General features: G+C 71.3%; 16 protein-coding genes. 11 read left to right on the forward strand and 5 right to left on the reverse strand.

Annotated features, from left to right (window positions below):
- Window positions 1–91 precede the first annotated feature (91 nt).
- Genes ABL310_RS05160 through ABL310_RS05170 form a run of 3 tightly spaced genes read left to right on the forward strand, consistent with a single transcriptional unit; the run spans window position 92 to window position 2,500 of the window.
- Window positions 92–844 (forward strand): pyrimidine 5'-nucleotidase, encoded by a 753-nt coding sequence (locus ABL310_RS05160; RefSeq protein WP_349370630.1) that lies wholly within the window; start codon window positions 92–94, stop codon window positions 842–844.
- Entirely contained in the window at window positions 841–1,815 is a 975-nt protein-coding gene (locus ABL310_RS05165; protein ID WP_349370631.1) for an alpha/beta hydrolase, read from the forward strand. Before ABL310_RS05160 ends, ABL310_RS05165 begins: the two co-directional genes overlap by 4 nt.
- Window positions 1,816–1,873: 58 nt before the next feature.
- Window positions 1,874–2,500: a hypothetical protein gene (locus ABL310_RS05170; protein ID WP_349370632.1), complete on the forward strand. Its 627-nt coding sequence runs from the start codon at window positions 1,874–1,876 to the stop codon at window positions 2,498–2,500.
- A gap of 30 nt (window positions 2,501–2,530) precedes the next feature.
- Here ABL310_RS05170 and ABL310_RS05175 read toward each other — a convergent pair whose 3' ends face one another.
- Complete coding sequence (locus tag ABL310_RS05175; RefSeq protein ID WP_349370633.1) at window positions 2,531–2,953, reverse strand: universal stress protein; 423 nt, start codon at window positions 2,951–2,953, stop codon at window positions 2,531–2,533.
- 172 nt (window positions 2,954–3,125) lie between these two features.
- On the opposite strand from ABL310_RS05175, the gene ABL310_RS05180 reads away from it, so the two are divergent.
- A complete protein-coding gene (locus ABL310_RS05180; protein ID WP_349370634.1) occupies window positions 3,126–4,325 on the forward strand; it encodes an MFS transporter in 1,200 nt (399 codons plus the stop codon).
- 4 nt (window positions 4,326–4,329) lie between these two features.
- On the opposite strand, the gene ABL310_RS05185 is transcribed toward ABL310_RS05180, so the two are convergent.
- Genes ABL310_RS05185 through xdhA form a run of 4 tightly spaced genes read right to left on the reverse strand, consistent with a single transcriptional unit; the run spans window position 4,330 to window position 9,750 of the window.
- Window positions 4,330–4,812 carry a nucleoside deaminase gene (locus tag ABL310_RS05185; protein WP_349370635.1) on the reverse strand — a complete coding sequence of 161 codons (483 nt, stop codon included), beginning with the start codon at window positions 4,810–4,812 and terminating at the stop codon, window positions 4,330–4,332.
- Window positions 4,809–5,888, reverse strand: coding sequence for a xanthine dehydrogenase accessory protein XdhC (gene xdhC, locus ABL310_RS05190; protein ID WP_349370636.1), 1,080 nt, complete (start codon window positions 5,886–5,888; stop codon window positions 4,809–4,811). Before xdhC ends, ABL310_RS05185 begins: the two co-directional genes overlap by 4 nt.
- Window positions 5,885–8,242: a xanthine dehydrogenase molybdopterin binding subunit gene (gene xdhB / locus ABL310_RS05195; RefSeq protein WP_349370637.1), complete on the reverse strand. Its 2,358-nt coding sequence runs from the start codon at window positions 8,240–8,242 to the stop codon at window positions 5,885–5,887. The genes xdhC and xdhB overlap by 4 nt, the downstream gene beginning before the upstream one ends.
- Window positions 8,243–8,277: 35 nt before the next feature.
- Window positions 8,278–9,750 (reverse strand): xanthine dehydrogenase small subunit, encoded by a 1,473-nt coding sequence (xdhA, locus tag ABL310_RS05200; protein ID WP_349370638.1) that lies wholly within the window; start codon window positions 9,748–9,750, stop codon window positions 8,278–8,280.
- A gap of 410 nt (window positions 9,751–10,160) precedes the next feature.
- Here xdhA and ABL310_RS05205 point away from each other — a divergent pair, with 410 nt between their 5' ends.
- The 7 genes from ABL310_RS05205 (at window position 10,161) to ABL310_RS05235 (ending at window position 15,907) form a co-directional block, all read left to right on the forward strand.
- Window positions 10,161–10,697, forward strand: a complete 537-nt coding sequence (locus tag ABL310_RS05205) for a DNA-binding protein (protein ID WP_349370639.1) — start codon at window positions 10,161–10,163, stop codon at window positions 10,695–10,697.
- Between the two features lie 160 nt (window positions 10,698–10,857).
- Complete coding sequence (speD, locus tag ABL310_RS05210) at window positions 10,858–11,412, forward strand: adenosylmethionine decarboxylase (RefSeq protein WP_349370640.1); 555 nt, start codon at window positions 10,858–10,860, stop codon at window positions 11,410–11,412.
- Window positions 11,406–12,257: a polyamine aminopropyltransferase gene (gene speE, locus ABL310_RS05215; protein WP_349370641.1), complete on the forward strand. Its 852-nt coding sequence runs from the start codon at window positions 11,406–11,408 to the stop codon at window positions 12,255–12,257. Before speD ends, speE begins: the two co-directional genes overlap by 7 nt.
- A gap of 174 nt (window positions 12,258–12,431) precedes the next feature.
- Window positions 12,432–13,232, forward strand: a complete 801-nt coding sequence (locus tag ABL310_RS05220) for an inositol monophosphatase family protein (protein WP_349370642.1) — start codon at window positions 12,432–12,434, stop codon at window positions 13,230–13,232.
- Window positions 13,233–13,354: 122 nt separating this feature from the next.
- The gene (locus ABL310_RS05225) at window positions 13,355–14,323 is read left to right on the forward strand and encodes a flagellar motor protein MotA (protein WP_349370643.1); all 969 of its coding nucleotides are present in this window, start codon (window positions 13,355–13,357) and stop codon (window positions 14,321–14,323) included.
- A gap of 4 nt (window positions 14,324–14,327) precedes the next feature.
- Window positions 14,328–15,347, forward strand: a complete 1,020-nt coding sequence (locus ABL310_RS05230) for a peptidoglycan -binding protein (RefSeq protein WP_349370644.1) — start codon at window positions 14,328–14,330, stop codon at window positions 15,345–15,347.
- 71 nt (window positions 15,348–15,418) lie between these two features.
- Window positions 15,419–15,907, forward strand: coding sequence for a DUF892 family protein (locus ABL310_RS05235; RefSeq protein WP_349370645.1), 489 nt, complete (start codon window positions 15,419–15,421; stop codon window positions 15,905–15,907).

A 15,907-nucleotide genomic window follows, 5' to 3' on the forward strand; every position in this document is an offset into this window, starting at 1 on the left:
CCTCGCACCTCTGCGAACCCCCGCCCTCGCAAAACGCCGCCGTCCGCGCTACATTGAGGAGGGGCCGCACCGGCCCCTTTTTCGTCGGGACATGAAACACATCGCCTCCTCCTCCGCGCCGCAGGCCGGCCATCGCCATTTCGTCGCCCCGGACGCGCGCGGCTTCGCTCACGTCGAGACGTGGATCTTCGATCTCGACAACACGCTCTATTCGCACGAGGCGCAGGTCTGGCCGCAGATCGACGACCGCATCACGCTGTTCGTGGCGAACCTGTTCGGCATCGACGGGATCTCGGCGCGGGCGCTGCAGAAGCACTACTACCACAAGTACGGGACGACCCTGCGCGCGCTCATGACCGAGCACGACATCGACCCCTACGCCTTCATGGACTTCGTCCACGACATCGACCACCGCCACATCGAGCTGAACGAGGCGCTCGGCGCGGCGATCGAGCGGCTGCCGGGTCGCCGGCTCATCCTCACCAACGGCTCGCGCAGGCACGCGGAGGCGGTGGCGGCGAAGATCGGCATCCTCGACCATTTCGAGGACGTGTTCGACCTCGCCGACGCGAACTTCACGCCCAAGCCCAACCGCGAGGCCTACGACATCTTCCTCGCGCGCTTCTCGGTCGATCCGGCCAAGGCGGCGATGTTCGAGGACATCGCCAAGAACCTGCGCGCGCCCCACGAGCTCGGCATGACGACGACCCTCGTCGTGCCGAAGACCGTCGACCCGTTTCGCGACGCCTTCGAGCAGGAGGCGGTGGAGGAGCCGCACATCAACTACATCACCGACGACCTCGCCGCCTTCCTCGCCGACGAGGTCGGGGCCCGAGGCGGATGAAGGACGTCGTCGTCCCGCGGAACCTGCAGGAGCGCTTCACCGCGCCGCCGGGGATCGCGTTCGACGTCTTCGACGCCCCCGACGGACTCGCGATCCGCTGGGCGGCCGTCGCGCCGGAAGCCCCGCGGGCGACCGTGGTGATCCTGCCGGGCTTCACCGAGTACATCGAGGCCTATTTCGAGACGATCCGCGACCTGCTCGCCGCCGGGATCGCCGTCTTCGCCATGGACTGGCCGGGCCAGGGCGGCTCGGGCCGCTATCTCGCCGACCCCGAGAAGGCGCATGCCTGGGGCTTCGAGGCGCATGTCGCCGCGCTCCGGCGCTTCCTCGAGACGATCGTTCTACCCGCCGAGACGCCGGGGCCGCTCACCCTCGTCGGCCATTCGATGGGCGGCCAGCTCGTCACGCGCTTCCTGGAGGAGGTCCCCGGAATCGCCGACGCGGCCGCGCTCTCGGCGCCGGCCTATGCGGTGGGCGTCGACTCGCCGCTGCCGCCGGGCCCGACGCGGATCGTCGTCGAGATCGTCAATGCGCTCGGCTTCGGCGAGGCCTACGCGCTCGGCGCGGGGCCGTGGGAGGGGCAGGCGAAGCGCCGCGAGCAGCTGCGGCCGTTCCTCTCCACCGACCCGGAGCGCGCCGCGATCCTCACCCGCTGGACCGAGATCAACCCGCCGCTGCGCGTCGGCGGGGCGACCTGGGGCTTCGGGCGCAGCTTCATCCGCTCGGCCCGCACCGTGGTCGAGCCGCAGCGCCTCGCGCGCATCGGCGTGCCGGTGCTGATCGGCTCCGCGGGCAAGGACGCCTTCACCAAGTCCGGCCTGCACGGCCTGGTCGCCGAGAGCATCCCGACCGCGCGGGTGATCACCTACCCGGACGCGCAGCACTGCCTGTTCCTGGAGCGCGACGCGATCCGCGGCGCCTGGATGGAGGCGCTGATCGCGCTCGCGACGACGGGCCGGCTGCCCGGCTGAGGCGCGATCCGCCGGCGGCGCCCTTGCGTTTCCCCGCGTCTCCCGCCATTCAACCGGCATGAGCCGGAAGCCCGAACCCGCCCCGTCCGACGCCGCACTGCCCGACGCCGCCGCCCGCGAGGCCTTCGCCTATGCGCAGGCGCCGCGCCCGGTGGGCTTTCCCGTCGCGTTCCGCCTCAAGGGCAAGGCGCTCGAGGTCGAGCGGATGGGGCGCGTCGACCGCCTGCCGCTCGAGCGCGTCAGCGAGGTGCGCCTGTCCTACGAGGCGCGCTCCCTCGCCCCCGGCGCCCTGCGCACGAAGCTGAGGCTCGACGACGGGCGAACGGTCGTGTTCACGTCGATCTCCTTCCGCTCCATGTTCGACGCGCGCCGACAGGACGCGGAATACGGCCGCTTCCTGCGCGAGCTGCTGCGCCGCATCGCCAAGGCGGCGCCGCAGGCGCGTTTCGCCGCCGGGCGGCCGTGGCCGATCTGGGCGCTGATCTCCGTCTTCGCCGTCGCGATCGTCGTGGCGCTCGCCTATTTCGCCTGGCAGGTCTGGCTCGTCGGCGAGACGGCGATCGCGATCGCCGCCGCCGTGATCGGGCTCGTCGGCGTCTGGCAGCTCGAGCCGCTGGTGCGCCACAACAAGCCCCGCGCCTTCGCCCCCGACGACCCGCCGGAGACGCTGGCGCCCAAGGGTTGAGGGCCGAGGGCCGAGGCGGCCCGGCGCCGATCAGCGGACCACCAGCACCGACGAATTGGCGTGGCGCACGATCTGCGTGGCGTTCGAGCCCAGCAGGTACGTCGCCATGGTCGGGCGGTGCGAGCCGACCACGACGAGGTCGGCGCCGCAATCCTCGGCCTCCTGCAGCACCTCGTGATAGATCGAGCCGAGCCGCACCACGGCGGAGACGCGCTCCTTCGGCAGCGAGACGCTCGCGGCGATGTCGCCGAGCTTCTCCTCGGCCTCGCGCTGCTGGTCCTCCTCGAAGGAGGCCGGCACGTATTCCATGTAGGTCACCGGCATCAGCGGGCGCACGTAGATCAGCCGCACCGTGCCGTCGCCCATGTCGGCGAGGCGCGCGGCGGTGGCGAGCGCGCCCTCCGAGGTCTGCGGCTCGGCGAGGTCGACGGGGACCAGGATCGTCTTGTACATCGGGGGCTCCTCGGGTCGCTCGTTCGTATCGGTTCGAAGCGTAGCCGCGGCGCGCCCCGGCCTCGTTGATCGAGCGCAAGGCGGGATCGCGCAGACGCGTCGGGCGGCTTCGCCGTTTGACGAACGCGCGAAATCGGCGTTCGGTGCAGGTTCGCCGTCCCGGAACCCGCCCGTGCCGAACAGACGCCTTCTCGCCTCGCCCGTCGTCTTCCTGATGACGCTCGCCTTCGTGAACTGGCTCGGCTTCGCGAGCTGGCAGGCGCTGCTCAACAACTTCGCCAAGGAGGCGGCGGGCTTCGACGGCTTCCAGATCGGCGTGCTGCAGTCGGTGCGCGAGATCCCGGGCTTCCTCGCCTTCACCGCCGCCTTCCTGTTCATGATCATGCGCGAGCAGACGCTCGCCTATCTCTCGATCCTGATGCTCGGCGTCGGCGTCGCGATGACGGGCTACCTGCCGTCTTTCTGGGGCCTGATCCTCACGACCACCATCATGTCGGTGGGCTTCCACTATTTCGAGACGGCGAACCAGGCGCTCTCCCTCCAGCTGCTCACGAAGAAGGAAGCGCCGGGCGGCATCGGCAAGATCTACGGCGCCAACGCCGCCGCCCAGCTCGTCGCATACGGCGGCATCGCCGGCGCCTTCATGCTGATCACGCCCACCTACGAGGCGATGTTCCTCATCGCCGGCGGGGCGACGGTGGCGCTCGGCCTCCTCGCCATGGCGGGCTTCCGGCGCTTCGAGGGCGAGACGAAGCAGAACCGGGGCATCGTGCTGCGGCGGCGCTACTGGCTCTACTACGCGCTCACCTTCCTGTCCGGCGCGCGCCGGCAGATCTTCATGGCCTTCGGCGCCTTCCTGCTGGTGGAGCGCTTCGGCTACGAGGTGAGCGCGCTCGCCCAGCTGCTGTTCGTCACCTGCGCGATCAACGTCGTCGCCGCCCCGCTGCTCGGGCGCGCGATCGGGATCTTCGGCGAGCGCGCGACGATCCTCGCCGAGAACGTGGTGCTCGTCGTCGTCTTCCTCGGCTACGCCTTCACCGGCTCTGCGCTGGTGGCGGGGGCGCTGTTCGTGCTCGACGGCGTGTTCTTCACCCTCACCATCGCGCAGAAGACCTATTTCCAGAAGATCGGCGACCCCGCCGACATCGCCCCCACCGCCTCCGTCGCCTTCACCATCAACCACATCGCCGCGGTGGCGATGCCGGTGACCTTCGGCGTGATCTGGCTCACCGACCCCTCGATCGTCTTCCTGATCGGCGCGGGGATCGCCTGCGCATCGCTGACCCTCGCCTTCCTGGTGCCGCGCCATCCGGAGGCGGGGAGGGAGACGGTGCTGGCCCGCGCGCCGAAGCTGGCGGCGCCGGCGGAGTGAGGGTCTAGTACTCCACCCGATCCGGCTTCGCGAGCCACGCCTGGAACACCGCCCGGGCCTCCTCCAGCGGCAGGTGCTCTGCGGGGAGCGCGCGCTCGCCCGGGTCCTTGGGGATCTCGGCGTAGATGAAGGCGTCGTCGAAGCCGATTGCCGCGGCGTCCGCGCGGGTGTTGGCGTAGACGATGCGGTCGACGCGGGCCCAGAAGGCGGAGGCGAGGCACATCGGGCAGGGCTCGCAGCTCGTGTAGAGCGTCGCCCCGCGAAGCGAGAAATCGCCCACCGCCTTGCAGGCGCGGCGGATGGCGGAGACCTCGGCGTGGGCGGTGGGGTCGTTCGCCGAGGTGACCTCGTTCCAGCCCTCGGCCAGGATCTCCCCGTCGCGCACGATCACCGCGCCGAAGGGCCCGCCCTCGCCCTTCTCCATGTGCGCGCGCGAAAGCGCCACGGCGCGGGCGAGGAAACGGCGGTCGGCGTCGCGGTCGGTCATGATGCGGAAGGTCCTGCAACGGGCATTGGAGGCGCGGCCGCGAGCGCGCGCTCGCGGGCCTGGAGGAGCTGGGCCGCGGTGGCGGCGGCGATGATGGCGGGGTCCTTGTCCCCGATGCCGGGGAGCCCGATCGGGCAGACGAGATCGTTTATGCGCGCCTCGTCGAGGCCCACCTCGCGGAAGCGCTTCTCGAAGCGCGCGCGCTTCGTCGCCGAGCCGATCAGCCCGACATGGGGGAGGTCCGCCCGCGCCAGCGCCCCGGCGGTGAGCGCCAGGTCGAGCGGGTGGGAATGGGTCATCACCAGCACGAAGGCGCCGGGCGGGGCCTGCGCGATCTCGAGCCCGGGCTCGTCGGTGTGCACCGCCGTCGCGTTCGCGGGGACGTGGGCCGGGAAGGCGTCTGCGCGCCCGTCGATCCAGCGTACGCGGAAGGGCAGGGGTGCGAGGGCGAGGACGAGCGCGCGCCCGACATGGCCCGCGCCGAAGAGCAGGAGCGGGGTGGGGCGGGGAGCGGTCTCCTCGAGCCAGGTCAGAGCGTCGCCAAGGGTCTCGATACCTCCCCGCAGGGGAGGTCGGCGGCCCGCAGGGCCGACGGGTGGGGGCGAATGATGCCGCCCCTCGTCCCCTCCGGTCCGCGCTTCGCGCGGCCCACCTCCCCTGCGGGGAGATGTCGGCGCCCGCGCCACCCGCCCGTCCTCGTCCATCCGCGCGGCGAGGGGCACCCCCTCCGCCGCGGCCTCGGCCATCGTCCGCAGGTCGGCGAGGTCCCGCGCGTCGAAGGTCTCGACCGTCACGATCGCGCGCCCGCCGCAGCATTGGCCGAGATCGGGCCCCAGCTGCATGTCGAGCCGCCGCAGCCTCCCGCGGCCTTCGGCGAGCGCCGCGCGGGCCTCCGCCAGCGCGCGCCATTCCAGCTCGCCGCCGCCGATCGTGCCGTGGAACGCGCCGTCCGGCCGCACCGCCATGGCCGCGCCCGCCTCGCGCGGGGCGGAGCCCTGCACGGACGCGACGCGCACGAGCGCCGCCGCTCCGTGGGCGGCGACGAGATCGGCGAGGCGGGCATAGGCGCTCGTCACCCGATGGCTCTCGGCGGCAGCGGATTGCCGCGCAGCGCCTCGCAGGCGCGCAGAACCGCCTCCGGCGTCGCCGGCGCGTCGAGCGGCACGGCCCCGCCGGGAGCGAGCGCGTGCACCGCGTCGGCGAGCGCGCAGAACACGCTGTTCGCCAGCATGATCGGCGGCTCGCCCACCGCCTTCGAGCGGTAGATCGTCTCCTCGCGGTTGGCGTTGGGGAAGAGCGCGACGCGGAAATCCTCCGGCACGTCGGAGGCGACGGGGATCTTGTAGGTGGAGGGCGCATGCGTGCGCAGCCGGCCGCTCTCGGCGTCGTAGACCAGCTCCTCCGTCGTCAGCCAGCCCATGCCCTGCACGAAGCCGCCCTCGATCTGGCCGATGTCGATCGCCGGGTTGATGGACTTGCCGACGTCGTGGAGGATGTCGACGCGCGTGACCTTGTATTCGCCGGTCAGCGTGTCGACGAGCACCTCCGAGCAGGCCGCGCCGAAGGCGAAATAGAGGAACGGCCGGCCCGTCGCGTTCGCCCGGTCCCAGGAGATGGTCGGCGTCTTGTAGAAGCCCGCCTCCGAGAGGTGGACGCGGTGCATCACGCAATCGCGCGCCAGCTCGCCGAAGGTCAGGCTCTCGTTGCCGGCGAACACCCGGTCGTCGCGGAACGACACCTCCTCGGCCGGCACGCCGAAGCGCTCCGCCGCCCGCGCCGCCATGCGCGCCTTGATCTTCCCCGCGGCGATCTTCGCCGCCATGCCGTTGAGGTCGGTGCCCGAGGAGGCGGCGGTCGGCGCGGTGTTGGGCACCTTGCCCGTCGAGGTGGCGGTGATGCGCACCCGCTCGATGGCGATGCCGAACTCCTCCGCCACCACCTGGGCGATCTTCTGGTAGAGCCCCTGGCCCATCTCGGTGCCGCCGTGGTTCAGGTGGACCGAGCCGTCCTGGTAGACGTGGACGAGCGCGCCCGCCTGGTTCAGGTGCATCAAGGTGAAGGAGATGCCGAACTTCACCGGCGTGAGGCTGATGCCCTTCTTGAGGATCTTCGAGCGGCCGTTGAAGGCGGCGATGCCGGCGCGCCGCGTGCGGTATTCGCTCGTGCGCTCCAGCGTCTCGACGAGCGCGCGCAGCGTGTCGGTCTCCTCCACCGTCTGCCCGTAGGGCGTGACGTTCCCGCCGGCGCGGTAGAGGTTGGCGTAGCGCACGTCGAGCGGATCGCGGCCGGTGGCCCAGGCGATGCGGTCCATCACGTGCTCGATCATCAGCATGCCCTGCGGGCCGCCGAAGCCGCGGAAGGCGGTGTTCGAGACGGTGTTGGTGAGGAGCCGGCGCGTATCGATGCGCACCGCCGGGAGATAGTACGAGTTGTCCGAGTGGAACATCGTGCGGTCGACGACGCCCTGGGACAGGTCCGCCGAGTAGCCGCAGCGGGCGTTGTGCGTGACCGCGAGGCCCGCGATCACGCCCTCGCCGTCGAAGCCGACGCGGAAGTCGCAGCGGAAATCGTGGCGCTTGCCGGTCAGCGCGAAATCGTCGTCGCGGTCGAGCCGCACCTTGCAGGGGCGCTTCGTCAGATGCGCGCCCAGCGCCGCGATGGCGGCCCATTGCGTCGCTTGGCTCTCCTTGCCGCCGAAGCCGCCGCCCATGCGCCGCACCTCGCAGGTGACGAACGCGTCCGGGATGCCGAGCACCCGGGCGATCACGTGCTGCACCTCGGTCGGGTGCTGGGTCGAGGAGAGGACGTGGATGTCCCCCTCCTCGCCGGGCGTGGCGAGCGCGGCCTGGCCCTCGAGATAGAAGTGCTCCTGGCCGCCGATGCGGACGCTGCCGTCCAGCCGGTGCGGCGCGCCGGCGAGCGCCGGCTCCACCTCGCCGCGGCCGAAGCCGTAATCCGGCAGCACCGTCTCCTCGCGGTCGAGCGCGTCCTCGATCGTGACGCTCGGGCGCTCCTCGTCGATGGCGACGACGGCCTCGTGCGCCGCCCGGCGCGCCGCGTCGCGGGTCTCGGCCAAGACGGCGAAGAGCGCCTGGCCGTGGAAGGACACGCGATCCTCCGCGAACATCGGGTCGTCGCCGGCGGCCGGAGAGACGTCGTTCTCGCCGGGCACGTCGGCGGCGGTCAGCACGCGCACGACGCCGGGATGCGCGCGCACGGCGGAGAGGTCGAGCGAGCGGATCGTCCCGCGCGCCTTCGGCGACATCCCGATCGCGACGTGGAGCGTGCCCTGCGGCTCGCGGACGTCGTCGATGTAGTCCGCCGCGCCCTGGACGTGACGGCGCGCCGAATCGTGCGGCAGCGGCTTGCGCACGTGGCGCAGCGGCTCGGAATCGGGGCCGGAATCGTCGAACTGGTGGCGAATATTCATGCTCTCTCTACTCTCGACGATCTACGCGGGGTCTGTCATTCGGCGGCGGCGAGGCCGACGCGGGGCGCGACGCGGGTATCGCCCTCGCCCGCGGCCTCCGCCAGCGCCTTGAAGAGCAGGTTTCGGGCCACCAGCGCCCGGTACTCCGCCGAGGCGCGATGATCCGACATCGGCCGGTAGTCCCGCGCCAACGCGTCGAGGGCGGGCGCCCAGGCGAGCTCGTCGTCGAGGTCGAGCCCGACGAGCGCCGTCTCGGTGAGCGGCGCGCGCGCGGGCGTCCCGGCCATGCCGCCGAAGGCGATGCGCGCCGCGGCGATGCGCCGGCCGTCGAGCCGGAAGCGGAAGGCGCCCATCACGGCCGAGATGTCCTCGTCGAAGCGCTTCGTCACCTTGTAGCAGCGGAAGAGGTCGTGCTTGCGCAGCTTGTCGATCTCGACGGCGCGCACGTACTCGCCGGGCTCCCGGTCCTGCTTGCGGTAGGCGAGGAAGAAGTCCTCGAGCGGCAGCGTGCGCGCGCGCCCGGCGCCCGCGAGATGCAGCGTCGCGCCGAGCGCGATCAGCGCCGGCGGCAGGTCGCCGATGGGCGAGCCGTTGGCGATGTTGCCGCCGACCGTCCCCGAGGCGCGCACCTGCACCGAGCCGAAGCGCCGCATCAGCTCGCCGAGATCCGGGTCGATGGCCGCGAGCGCCTCGTTCGCGTCCGCGTGCGAGACCATGGCGCCGAGGGTCAGCGTCTCCGGCGTCGCGCGCACCTCGCGCAGGCTCTCGACGCGCCCGAGCCAGACGATCTTCTCGATCTCCATCAGGGCCTTGGTGATCCACAGCCCGACATCCGTGGCGCCGGCGAGGATCGTCGCGTCGGGATGGCGGGCGAGCAGCGCCGCGAGGCTCTCCTCGGAGGCCGGGGCGGCGAAGAAGCGGCCCTCGTCGCCCACGAACAGGTCCGCCTTCTCCCGCTCGAGCTCCGCCAGCGCGCGGGCGGCCGCTTCCCGATGCGTCTCGAAGCGCCGGTCCTTCGGCGCCGCGCAGGCGTCGAGGGCGGCGTCGACGATCGGGCGGTAGCCCGTGCAGCGGCACAGGTTCCCCGCGAGCGCGTCGTTCACCGCCTCGCGCGCCACCGGCCGCGCGCCCTCCTCGTAGAGCGTGAACAGGCTCATCACGATGCCCGGCGTGCAGAAGCCGCATTGCGAGCCGTGATGCGCCACCATCGCCTCCTGGACCGGGTGCAGCGCCCCGTCGGCCGCGATGTCCTCCACGGCGACGACGTCCGCCCCGTCGCACTGGCCGATGAGCAGGATGCAGGCATTCACCGGCTCGTAGACGACGCGCCCGTCGACCAGCCGCCCGAGCGCCACGGTGCAGGCCCCGCAATCGCCCTCCGCGCAGCCCTCCTTCGTGCCGGTCCGCCGCTCGGAGAGCCGCAGCCAGTCGAGCAGCGTCGTGCGCGGATGCGCGCCGCGGATCTCGCGGACCTGGCCGTTCCTGGTGAACCGGATCGCGTCCCTCATGCGTGCTTGTGCTCCGTAGCCGACCGGACTTGCCATGCGCACAGGATAACGAACCGCGCGGCGAAGGGAACGGGGTGCGACGATGGAGGAGAGAGTTGTCGGTTGACAACCAGCGGCTCCTCAGGCGATGGTCACCCTCGCGAGGACGTCGATGAGCCGCAGGCGACACCCCGACAAGGAGATCGAGGCCGCACCGCGATACGCGGAAGCGAATGGCTGGCGCGTTCAGCTGGGCGGCAGCCATGCTTGGGGCAGGATCTACTGCCCTTTCGACCACGAGGATTGCCGGTGCGGCGAATTCTGCATCGCCAGCGTATGGAGCACGCCGCGTAACCCGGCGGCGCACGCACGCCAGATCCGACGCGTAATCGATGGCTGTGTACGGCGGGGCGCCGACGAGGAGGAATCCGATGAGTGACGTCGCCAGGGAATTCGGCTTCACGCTGAACTATCGCATTCCGGTCGGTGCGGACGCCGATGGGCTGGTCGAGCGCCTCGGCGAGGCGGGGTGCACGGACGCCCTCGTCGGGACCGGGACGCCCGGCCGCCTCGCTCTCGCGTTCGCCCGGCAGGCGCCGAGCGCGGTCGAGGCCGTCCGGACGGCGCTGGCGGACGTGAAGCGCGCCATCCCGGACGCCGTCCTCGTGGAGGCGCAGCCGGATCTCGTCGGGCTGAGCGATGTCGCGGAGATGCTGGGCATGTCCCGGCAGAACGTGCGCAAGCTCATGCTCGCCCATCGGGACTTCCCGCTTCCCGTACACGAGGGCGCCTCCTCGCTCTGGCATCTCAGCGACGTGCTGGCCTGGTTCGAGCGAAGGCGGGGCGACGCGTCGACCCACGCCGAGCTGCGCGAGGTCTCCGCGGCGACGCTGGAGGTGAATCTCGCCGCACAGGCTCGGCGCTACCCGCTGCGACCGGCGGCGGATCTCGAGCGTCTCGTCGGCTGACCGCCGGAGTGCGCCGCGGCGGGCGCGACGGCTCCGCCGCGGCGAAAAATCCGCCCCTCGCCCTTGCGCTCCACCTCCGGAATTGCCACAACCCCCCTCCTAACCCGAAAGCGACACGACAGCTGGCTGGGTTCATCTGCTGGTCTTGGAGGGGTACGGGATGCTGAAAGACGCCCGCCTCGCCGAATTGGGGATGAACTTCACCCTGCATGACGCAGGCGTTCAAACCAAAGAGGTGAGCACCGATCGGAATTCCGCCGCGGAGCGGGGCAAGATCGACAACCAATCGATCGCTGCGGCGGTTGCAACCGAGCCGGAAGCGACCCGGCACGACGAGAGCCTCGACCATTTCGTCGAGAAGGACGGCCTGCGTTTCGCGGGCACGCACCTGATCGTGGATCTGTGGGAGGCCTCGCGTCTCGACGATCTGCCGGCGGTGGAGGACGCGCTGCGGCGCGCCACCGAGGCCGCGGGGGCGACGCTGCTCAACATCGACCTCCACCATTTCACGCCCAACGGCGGGATCTCGGGGGTCGCGGTGCTGGCGGAGAGCCACATCTCCATCCACACCTGGCCCGAGCGCGCCTACGCCGCGATCGACATCTTCATGTGCGGCGACGCGCGCCCGCACGAGGCGATCAAGGTGCTGCGCGAGGCGTTCGCGCCGGCGCAGATCCAGCTCGCGGAGCACAAGCGCGGGATGGTCTCGTGCTGAGCTTCGCGGAGGCGATCCACGACGGCTGGGGGCAGAGCTTTCGGGTCGATCGGCTCGTGCATTACGAGAAGACCGACCTCTGGGAGCTCGTGATCTTCGACAACGCCTCCTTCGGCCGCGTGCTCGCCCTCGACGGGGTGGTCCAGCTCACCGAGCGGGACCACCACGTCTACCATGAGATGATCGCGCACACGCCGATCCTCGCGCACGGTTCGGTGCGCGAGGTGCTCGTGATCGGCGGCGGCGACGGCGGCGTCCTGCGCGAGGCGCTGCGCCACGCGGGCGTGCGCGTCACCCTCGTCGAGATCGACGCGCGCGTCATCGAGACGGCGCGCAGGCATCTGCCCTTCGTCTGCGCCGACGCCTTCGACCATCCCCGCGCCGAGATCGTCGTCGGCGACGGGCTCGCCTACGTGCGCGACACGGACCGGCGCTTCGACGTGATCGTGGTCGATTCGACCGACCCCGTCGGCCCGGCGGCGGCGCTCTTCACCGAGGATTTCTACCGCGATTGCCGGCGCTGCCTCGCGCCCGGCGGCGTGCTCGTCACCCAGGCGGGCGTGCCCTTCTTCCAGGGCCCGCAGATCGCCGCCGCGCATCGGGTGTTCTCCGGCCTGTTCGCGCACGCCGCCTTCTACCTCGCCCACGTGCCGACCTATACCGGCGGCCCGATGGCGCTCGGCTTCGCTTCGGACACCGACCTCGCGCCGGGCGACCTCGCGACCCTGCGCGCCCGCTACGAGGCGGTGGGGCTGAAGACGCGCTACTACGCGCCCGATGTGCATGTGGGGGCGTTCGCGCTGCCGCCGGAGGTGCGGATGCTCTTTTCGGCGAGCTCGGGATAGAGAAGACCGGCGAAGGCGCGCGGACCGCGGCGCCGGCGGTGTGCAGCCCAGCGCTCGACGCCCCGCGCTTGACGCCGCGCCCCCACCGTGGTTTGCCCTCGCGCGACCCTTCACCCCGTGCCGGCGACGACTGCCGACGAGACCGCCTTTCCGTCGAGAGGCGCTGGAGACGCCATGATCCGCACCCCGCTCATGACCGTGATGGTCGACGCCGTGATGAAGGCCGCGCGCACGCTCAAGCGCGACTTCGGCGAGGTCGAGAACCTGCAGGTGTCCCGCAAGGGCCCGAGCGACTTCGTCTCCGCCGCCGACCGCAAGGCCGAGGCGACGCTGCGCGAGGCGCTGGCCAAGGCCCGGCCGGGCTATGGCTTCGTGCTGGAGGAGGGCGGCGTCGTCGAGGGCGGGGACAAGGCGAACACCTGGCACGTCGATCCGCTCGACGGCACCACGAACTTCCTGCACGGCATCCCCCAGTTCGCCATCTCGGTCGGCCTCGAGCGCGACGGCAAGATCGTCGCCGGCGTGATCTACGATCCGATCAAGGACGAGCTCTACGTCGCCGAGAAGGGCCAGGGCGCCTACCTCAACAATCGCCGCCTGCGCGTCTCGGCGCGCACCGACCTGACCGACTGCCTGATCGCCTGCGGCATCCCCTTCCTCGGGCATGGCAACCATCCGGAATTCCTCCGCGAGTTCGCGACGATCATGCCGAAGGTCGCCGGCATCCGCCGCTTCGGGTCGGCCGCGCTCGACCTCGCCGCCGTGGCGGCGGGGCGCGTCGACGGCTATTGGGAGCGGTACCTGAACACCTACGACATCGCCGCCGGGCTCATCCTGGTGCGCGAGGCGGGCGGCTTCGTCGCCGATGCGGAGGGCGGCGAGCAGATGCTGGCGAAGGGGTCCGTCGTCGCCGGAAACGAGACGGTCCAGCGCGAGCTGCTGCGCATCGTGCGCGCCGCGGCGAAGGCGGGCTGAGGCGCAGAGGGAGTTCACCGGCGCGGAAGGCGCGTATTCGGCTTGACGGCGCGCGCCCGCGTGGTCACCTATGCGGGAAGCTGGGTAGTGGGAGCACGATGGCGGCCGCGTCCAAAAAACCGATGAGCGCGCCGCGGATCTACCTGGTCCGCATGGGCGTCTTCCTGGTGTTGGCGGGTTTCCTCGCCTTCATCCTCTACGAGCCGATCTGGGAGGCGTTCCTCGCCAATCCCGGCCTCAACGGCATCATCGTCGGCGTGCTCTTCATCGGCATCGTCCTTGCCCTGCGTCAGGTGGTGCGGCTCTTCCGCGAGACGCGCTGGGTCAATTCCGTCGATCTCGACACGGGCGAGAGCGTGGCGACGCGCCAGCCCGTCCTGCTCGCGCCCGTGGCGCAGGCGGTCAATTCCCGCGCGAATGGCGGCGGGCCGATCGGCCTTCCCGTCGCGACGCTGCGCTCGCTCCTCGATTCGGTCGCGGCTCGCCTCGACGAGAGCCGCGAGATCGTGCGCTATCTCGCCGGCCTGCTCATCCTGCTCGGCCTGCTCGGCACCTTCTGGGGCCTGATCGAGACGGTTGGCGCGGTGGGCGCGAACATCGCCTCGCTCCGGTCCGGCGGCGACGCCGCCGTGCTCTTCGACGAGCTGAAGTCGAGCCTGGCCGCGCCGCTCACCGGCATCGGCATCGCCTTCTCGTCCTCGCTGTTCGGGCTGGGCTCCTCGCTGGTGGTGGGCTTCCTCGACCTGCAGGCGGGGCAGGCGCAGAACAGGTTCTTCACCGAGCTCGAGGATCACCTCTCCGCCTACGCGGTGGAGGACACGCCGCCGGTGAGCCTCTCGAAGCCGGGCGCGGCCGCCGGGGTGCCGCCCGAGCTCGCCGCCGCCATCGCCCGGCTGACCCAGGCGGTCGAGGCGGGGCAGGGCGGGCGCGCCACGAGCCAGGCCATGGCGAACCTCGCGGAGGGCATCCAGGGCCTCGTCCAGCACATGCGCGCCGAGCAGCAGATGATCCGCGACTGGGTCGAGGCTCAGGCCCAGCGCGAGAAGGAGCTGAAGCAGGTGCTCGAGCGGATCGCCTCGGAGAAGGCCTGAGACCATGGCGCTCGCGACCCGCCGCACCAGACGCGAGCGCGGCCTGAACTACTGGCCGAGCTACGTCGACGCGCTCTCGACCCTCCTCCTCGTCATCGTCTTCCTGCTCTCGATCTTCGTGCTCGGGCAGTTCTTCCTGACGCAGGAGATCGCCGGGCGCGACACGGCGCTCGACCGGCTCAATCGGCAGATCGCCGAGCTCACCGACCTCCTGGCGCTGGAGCGCGCCCAGCGGCGCGACACAGAGGACGAGCTCGCCGCCCTGCAATCGACCCTCTCCGCCACGGAGGAGGAGCAGGCCCGGCTCGAATCGCTCCTGGCCGCCGGAATCGGCCTCGACGAGCGCGCCGCCGCGCTCACCGAGCAGCTCGACCTCGAGCGCGACGAGACGCGCCGGGCGCTGAACCAGGTCGACATCCTCAACCAGCAGCTCGCGGCGCTTCGCAGGCAGATCGGTGCGCTCGAGGCCGCGCTCGAGGCCTCCGAGCAGCGCGACCGCGAGAGCCAGGCCCGCATCGCCGATCTCGGCTCGCGGCTCAACGTGGCGCTCGCCCAGCGCGTCCAGGAGCTCGCCCGCTTTCGCTCGGACTTCTTCGGCCGGCTTCGGCAGATCATCGGCACGCGCCCCGACATCCGCATCGTCGGCGACCGCTTCGTCTTCCAGTCGGAGGTGCTGTTCCCACCGGGCCAGGCCTCGCTCCGCGCCGGGCCGCAGCCCGAGCTCGAGTCGATGGCCCGGGCGATCCTCGAGCTCTCCGACGAGATCCCGCCGGACATCCCCTGGATCGTGCGCGTGGACGGGCACACCGACATCCGGCCGATCAACACCGCCCAGTTCCCGTCGAACTGGTATCTCTCCGCTGCACGGGCGATCGCGGTGGTCGATTATCTGATCGAGGCCGGCGTTCCGCCCGAGCGGCTCCTCGCCGCCGGCTTCGGCGAGTTCCAGCCGCTGGACACGGCCGAGACGGACGAGGCCTACGCCCGCAATCGCCGCATCGAGTTCAAGCTCACGGAGCGCTGATCCCCCGAACTCCGAGAGGGTCGAGGCGTTGGCCCGAGATCACGCCACCCCACCCGATCGGAGGCGAACCCATGGCCGTGTCCCATCTGCGCGATCTCTACCTCGAGGAGCTGCAGGAGATGCGCTCCGCCGAGGACCTGATGACCAATGCGATGCCGAAGCTCGCCCGCCAGGCGACGCATACGGGCCTCTCCAAGATGCTCGAGGACGACGTCGCCGACACGCGCGCGCATCGCGAGCGGCTCGAGGCGATCCTCACGCGCCACGGGGCGAACCCGCGGGAGCACCGCGACCAGTCGATGGCGGCGCTCGTCGCCGAGGCCGAGAAATGGGCGGGGCAGATCGACGATCCCGAGTGCCGCGACACGGCGCTGATCGCCTCGGCCCAGCGCCTGCAGCATTACGAGATCGCCGCCTACGGCTCGCTCGCGACCTGGGCGAAGCAGCTCGGCTTCCAGGAGGATCTCGACCAGCTCCTCGCCATCCTCGACGAGGAGAAGCGCGCCGACGAGACGCTGACGGACCTCGCCAAGTCCGTCGTCAACCCGTCGGCGGCCTGA

It is taken from the genome of Salinarimonas sp., assembly GCF_040111675.1.
GTDB lineage: Bacteria > Pseudomonadota > Alphaproteobacteria > Rhizobiales > Beijerinckiaceae > Salinarimonas.

Coding starts and splice junctions, on each gene's coding strand:
- ABL310_RS05160 (WP_349370630.1), top strand. CDS start 92: ATGAAACACATCGCCTCCTCCTCCGCGCCGCAGGCCGGCCATCGCCAT.
- ABL310_RS05165 (WP_349370631.1), top strand. CDS start 841: ATGAAGGACGTCGTCGTCCCGCGGAACCTGCAGGAGCGCTTCACCGCG.
- ABL310_RS05170 (WP_349370632.1), top strand. CDS start 1,874: ATGAGCCGGAAGCCCGAACCCGCCCCGTCCGACGCCGCACTGCCCGAC.
- ABL310_RS05175 (WP_349370633.1), bottom strand. CDS start 2,953: ATGTACAAGACGATCCTGGTCCCCGTCGACCTCGCCGAGCCGCAGACC.
- ABL310_RS05185 (WP_349370635.1), bottom strand. CDS start 4,812: ATGACCGACCGCGACGCCGACCGCCGTTTCCTCGCCCGCGCCGTGGCG.
- xdhB (WP_349370637.1), bottom strand. CDS start 8,242: ATGAATATTCGCCACCAGTTCGACGATTCCGGCCCCGATTCCGAGCCG.
- xdhA (WP_349370638.1), bottom strand. CDS start 9,750: ATGAGGGACGCGATCCGGTTCACCAGGAACGGCCAGGTCCGCGAGATC.
- ABL310_RS05205 (WP_349370639.1), top strand. CDS start 10,161: ATGAGTGACGTCGCCAGGGAATTCGGCTTCACGCTGAACTATCGCATT.
- speD (WP_349370640.1), top strand. CDS start 10,858: ATGCTGAAAGACGCCCGCCTCGCCGAATTGGGGATGAACTTCACCCTG.
- ABL310_RS05220 (WP_349370642.1), top strand. CDS start 12,432: ATGATCCGCACCCCGCTCATGACCGTGATGGTCGACGCCGTGATGAAG.
- ABL310_RS05225 (WP_349370643.1), top strand. CDS start 13,355: ATGAGCGCGCCGCGGATCTACCTGGTCCGCATGGGCGTCTTCCTGGTG.
- ABL310_RS05230 (WP_349370644.1), top strand. CDS start 14,328: ATGGCGCTCGCGACCCGCCGCACCAGACGCGAGCGCGGCCTGAACTAC.
- ABL310_RS05235 (WP_349370645.1), top strand. CDS start 15,419: ATGGCCGTGTCCCATCTGCGCGATCTCTACCTCGAGGAGCTGCAGGAG.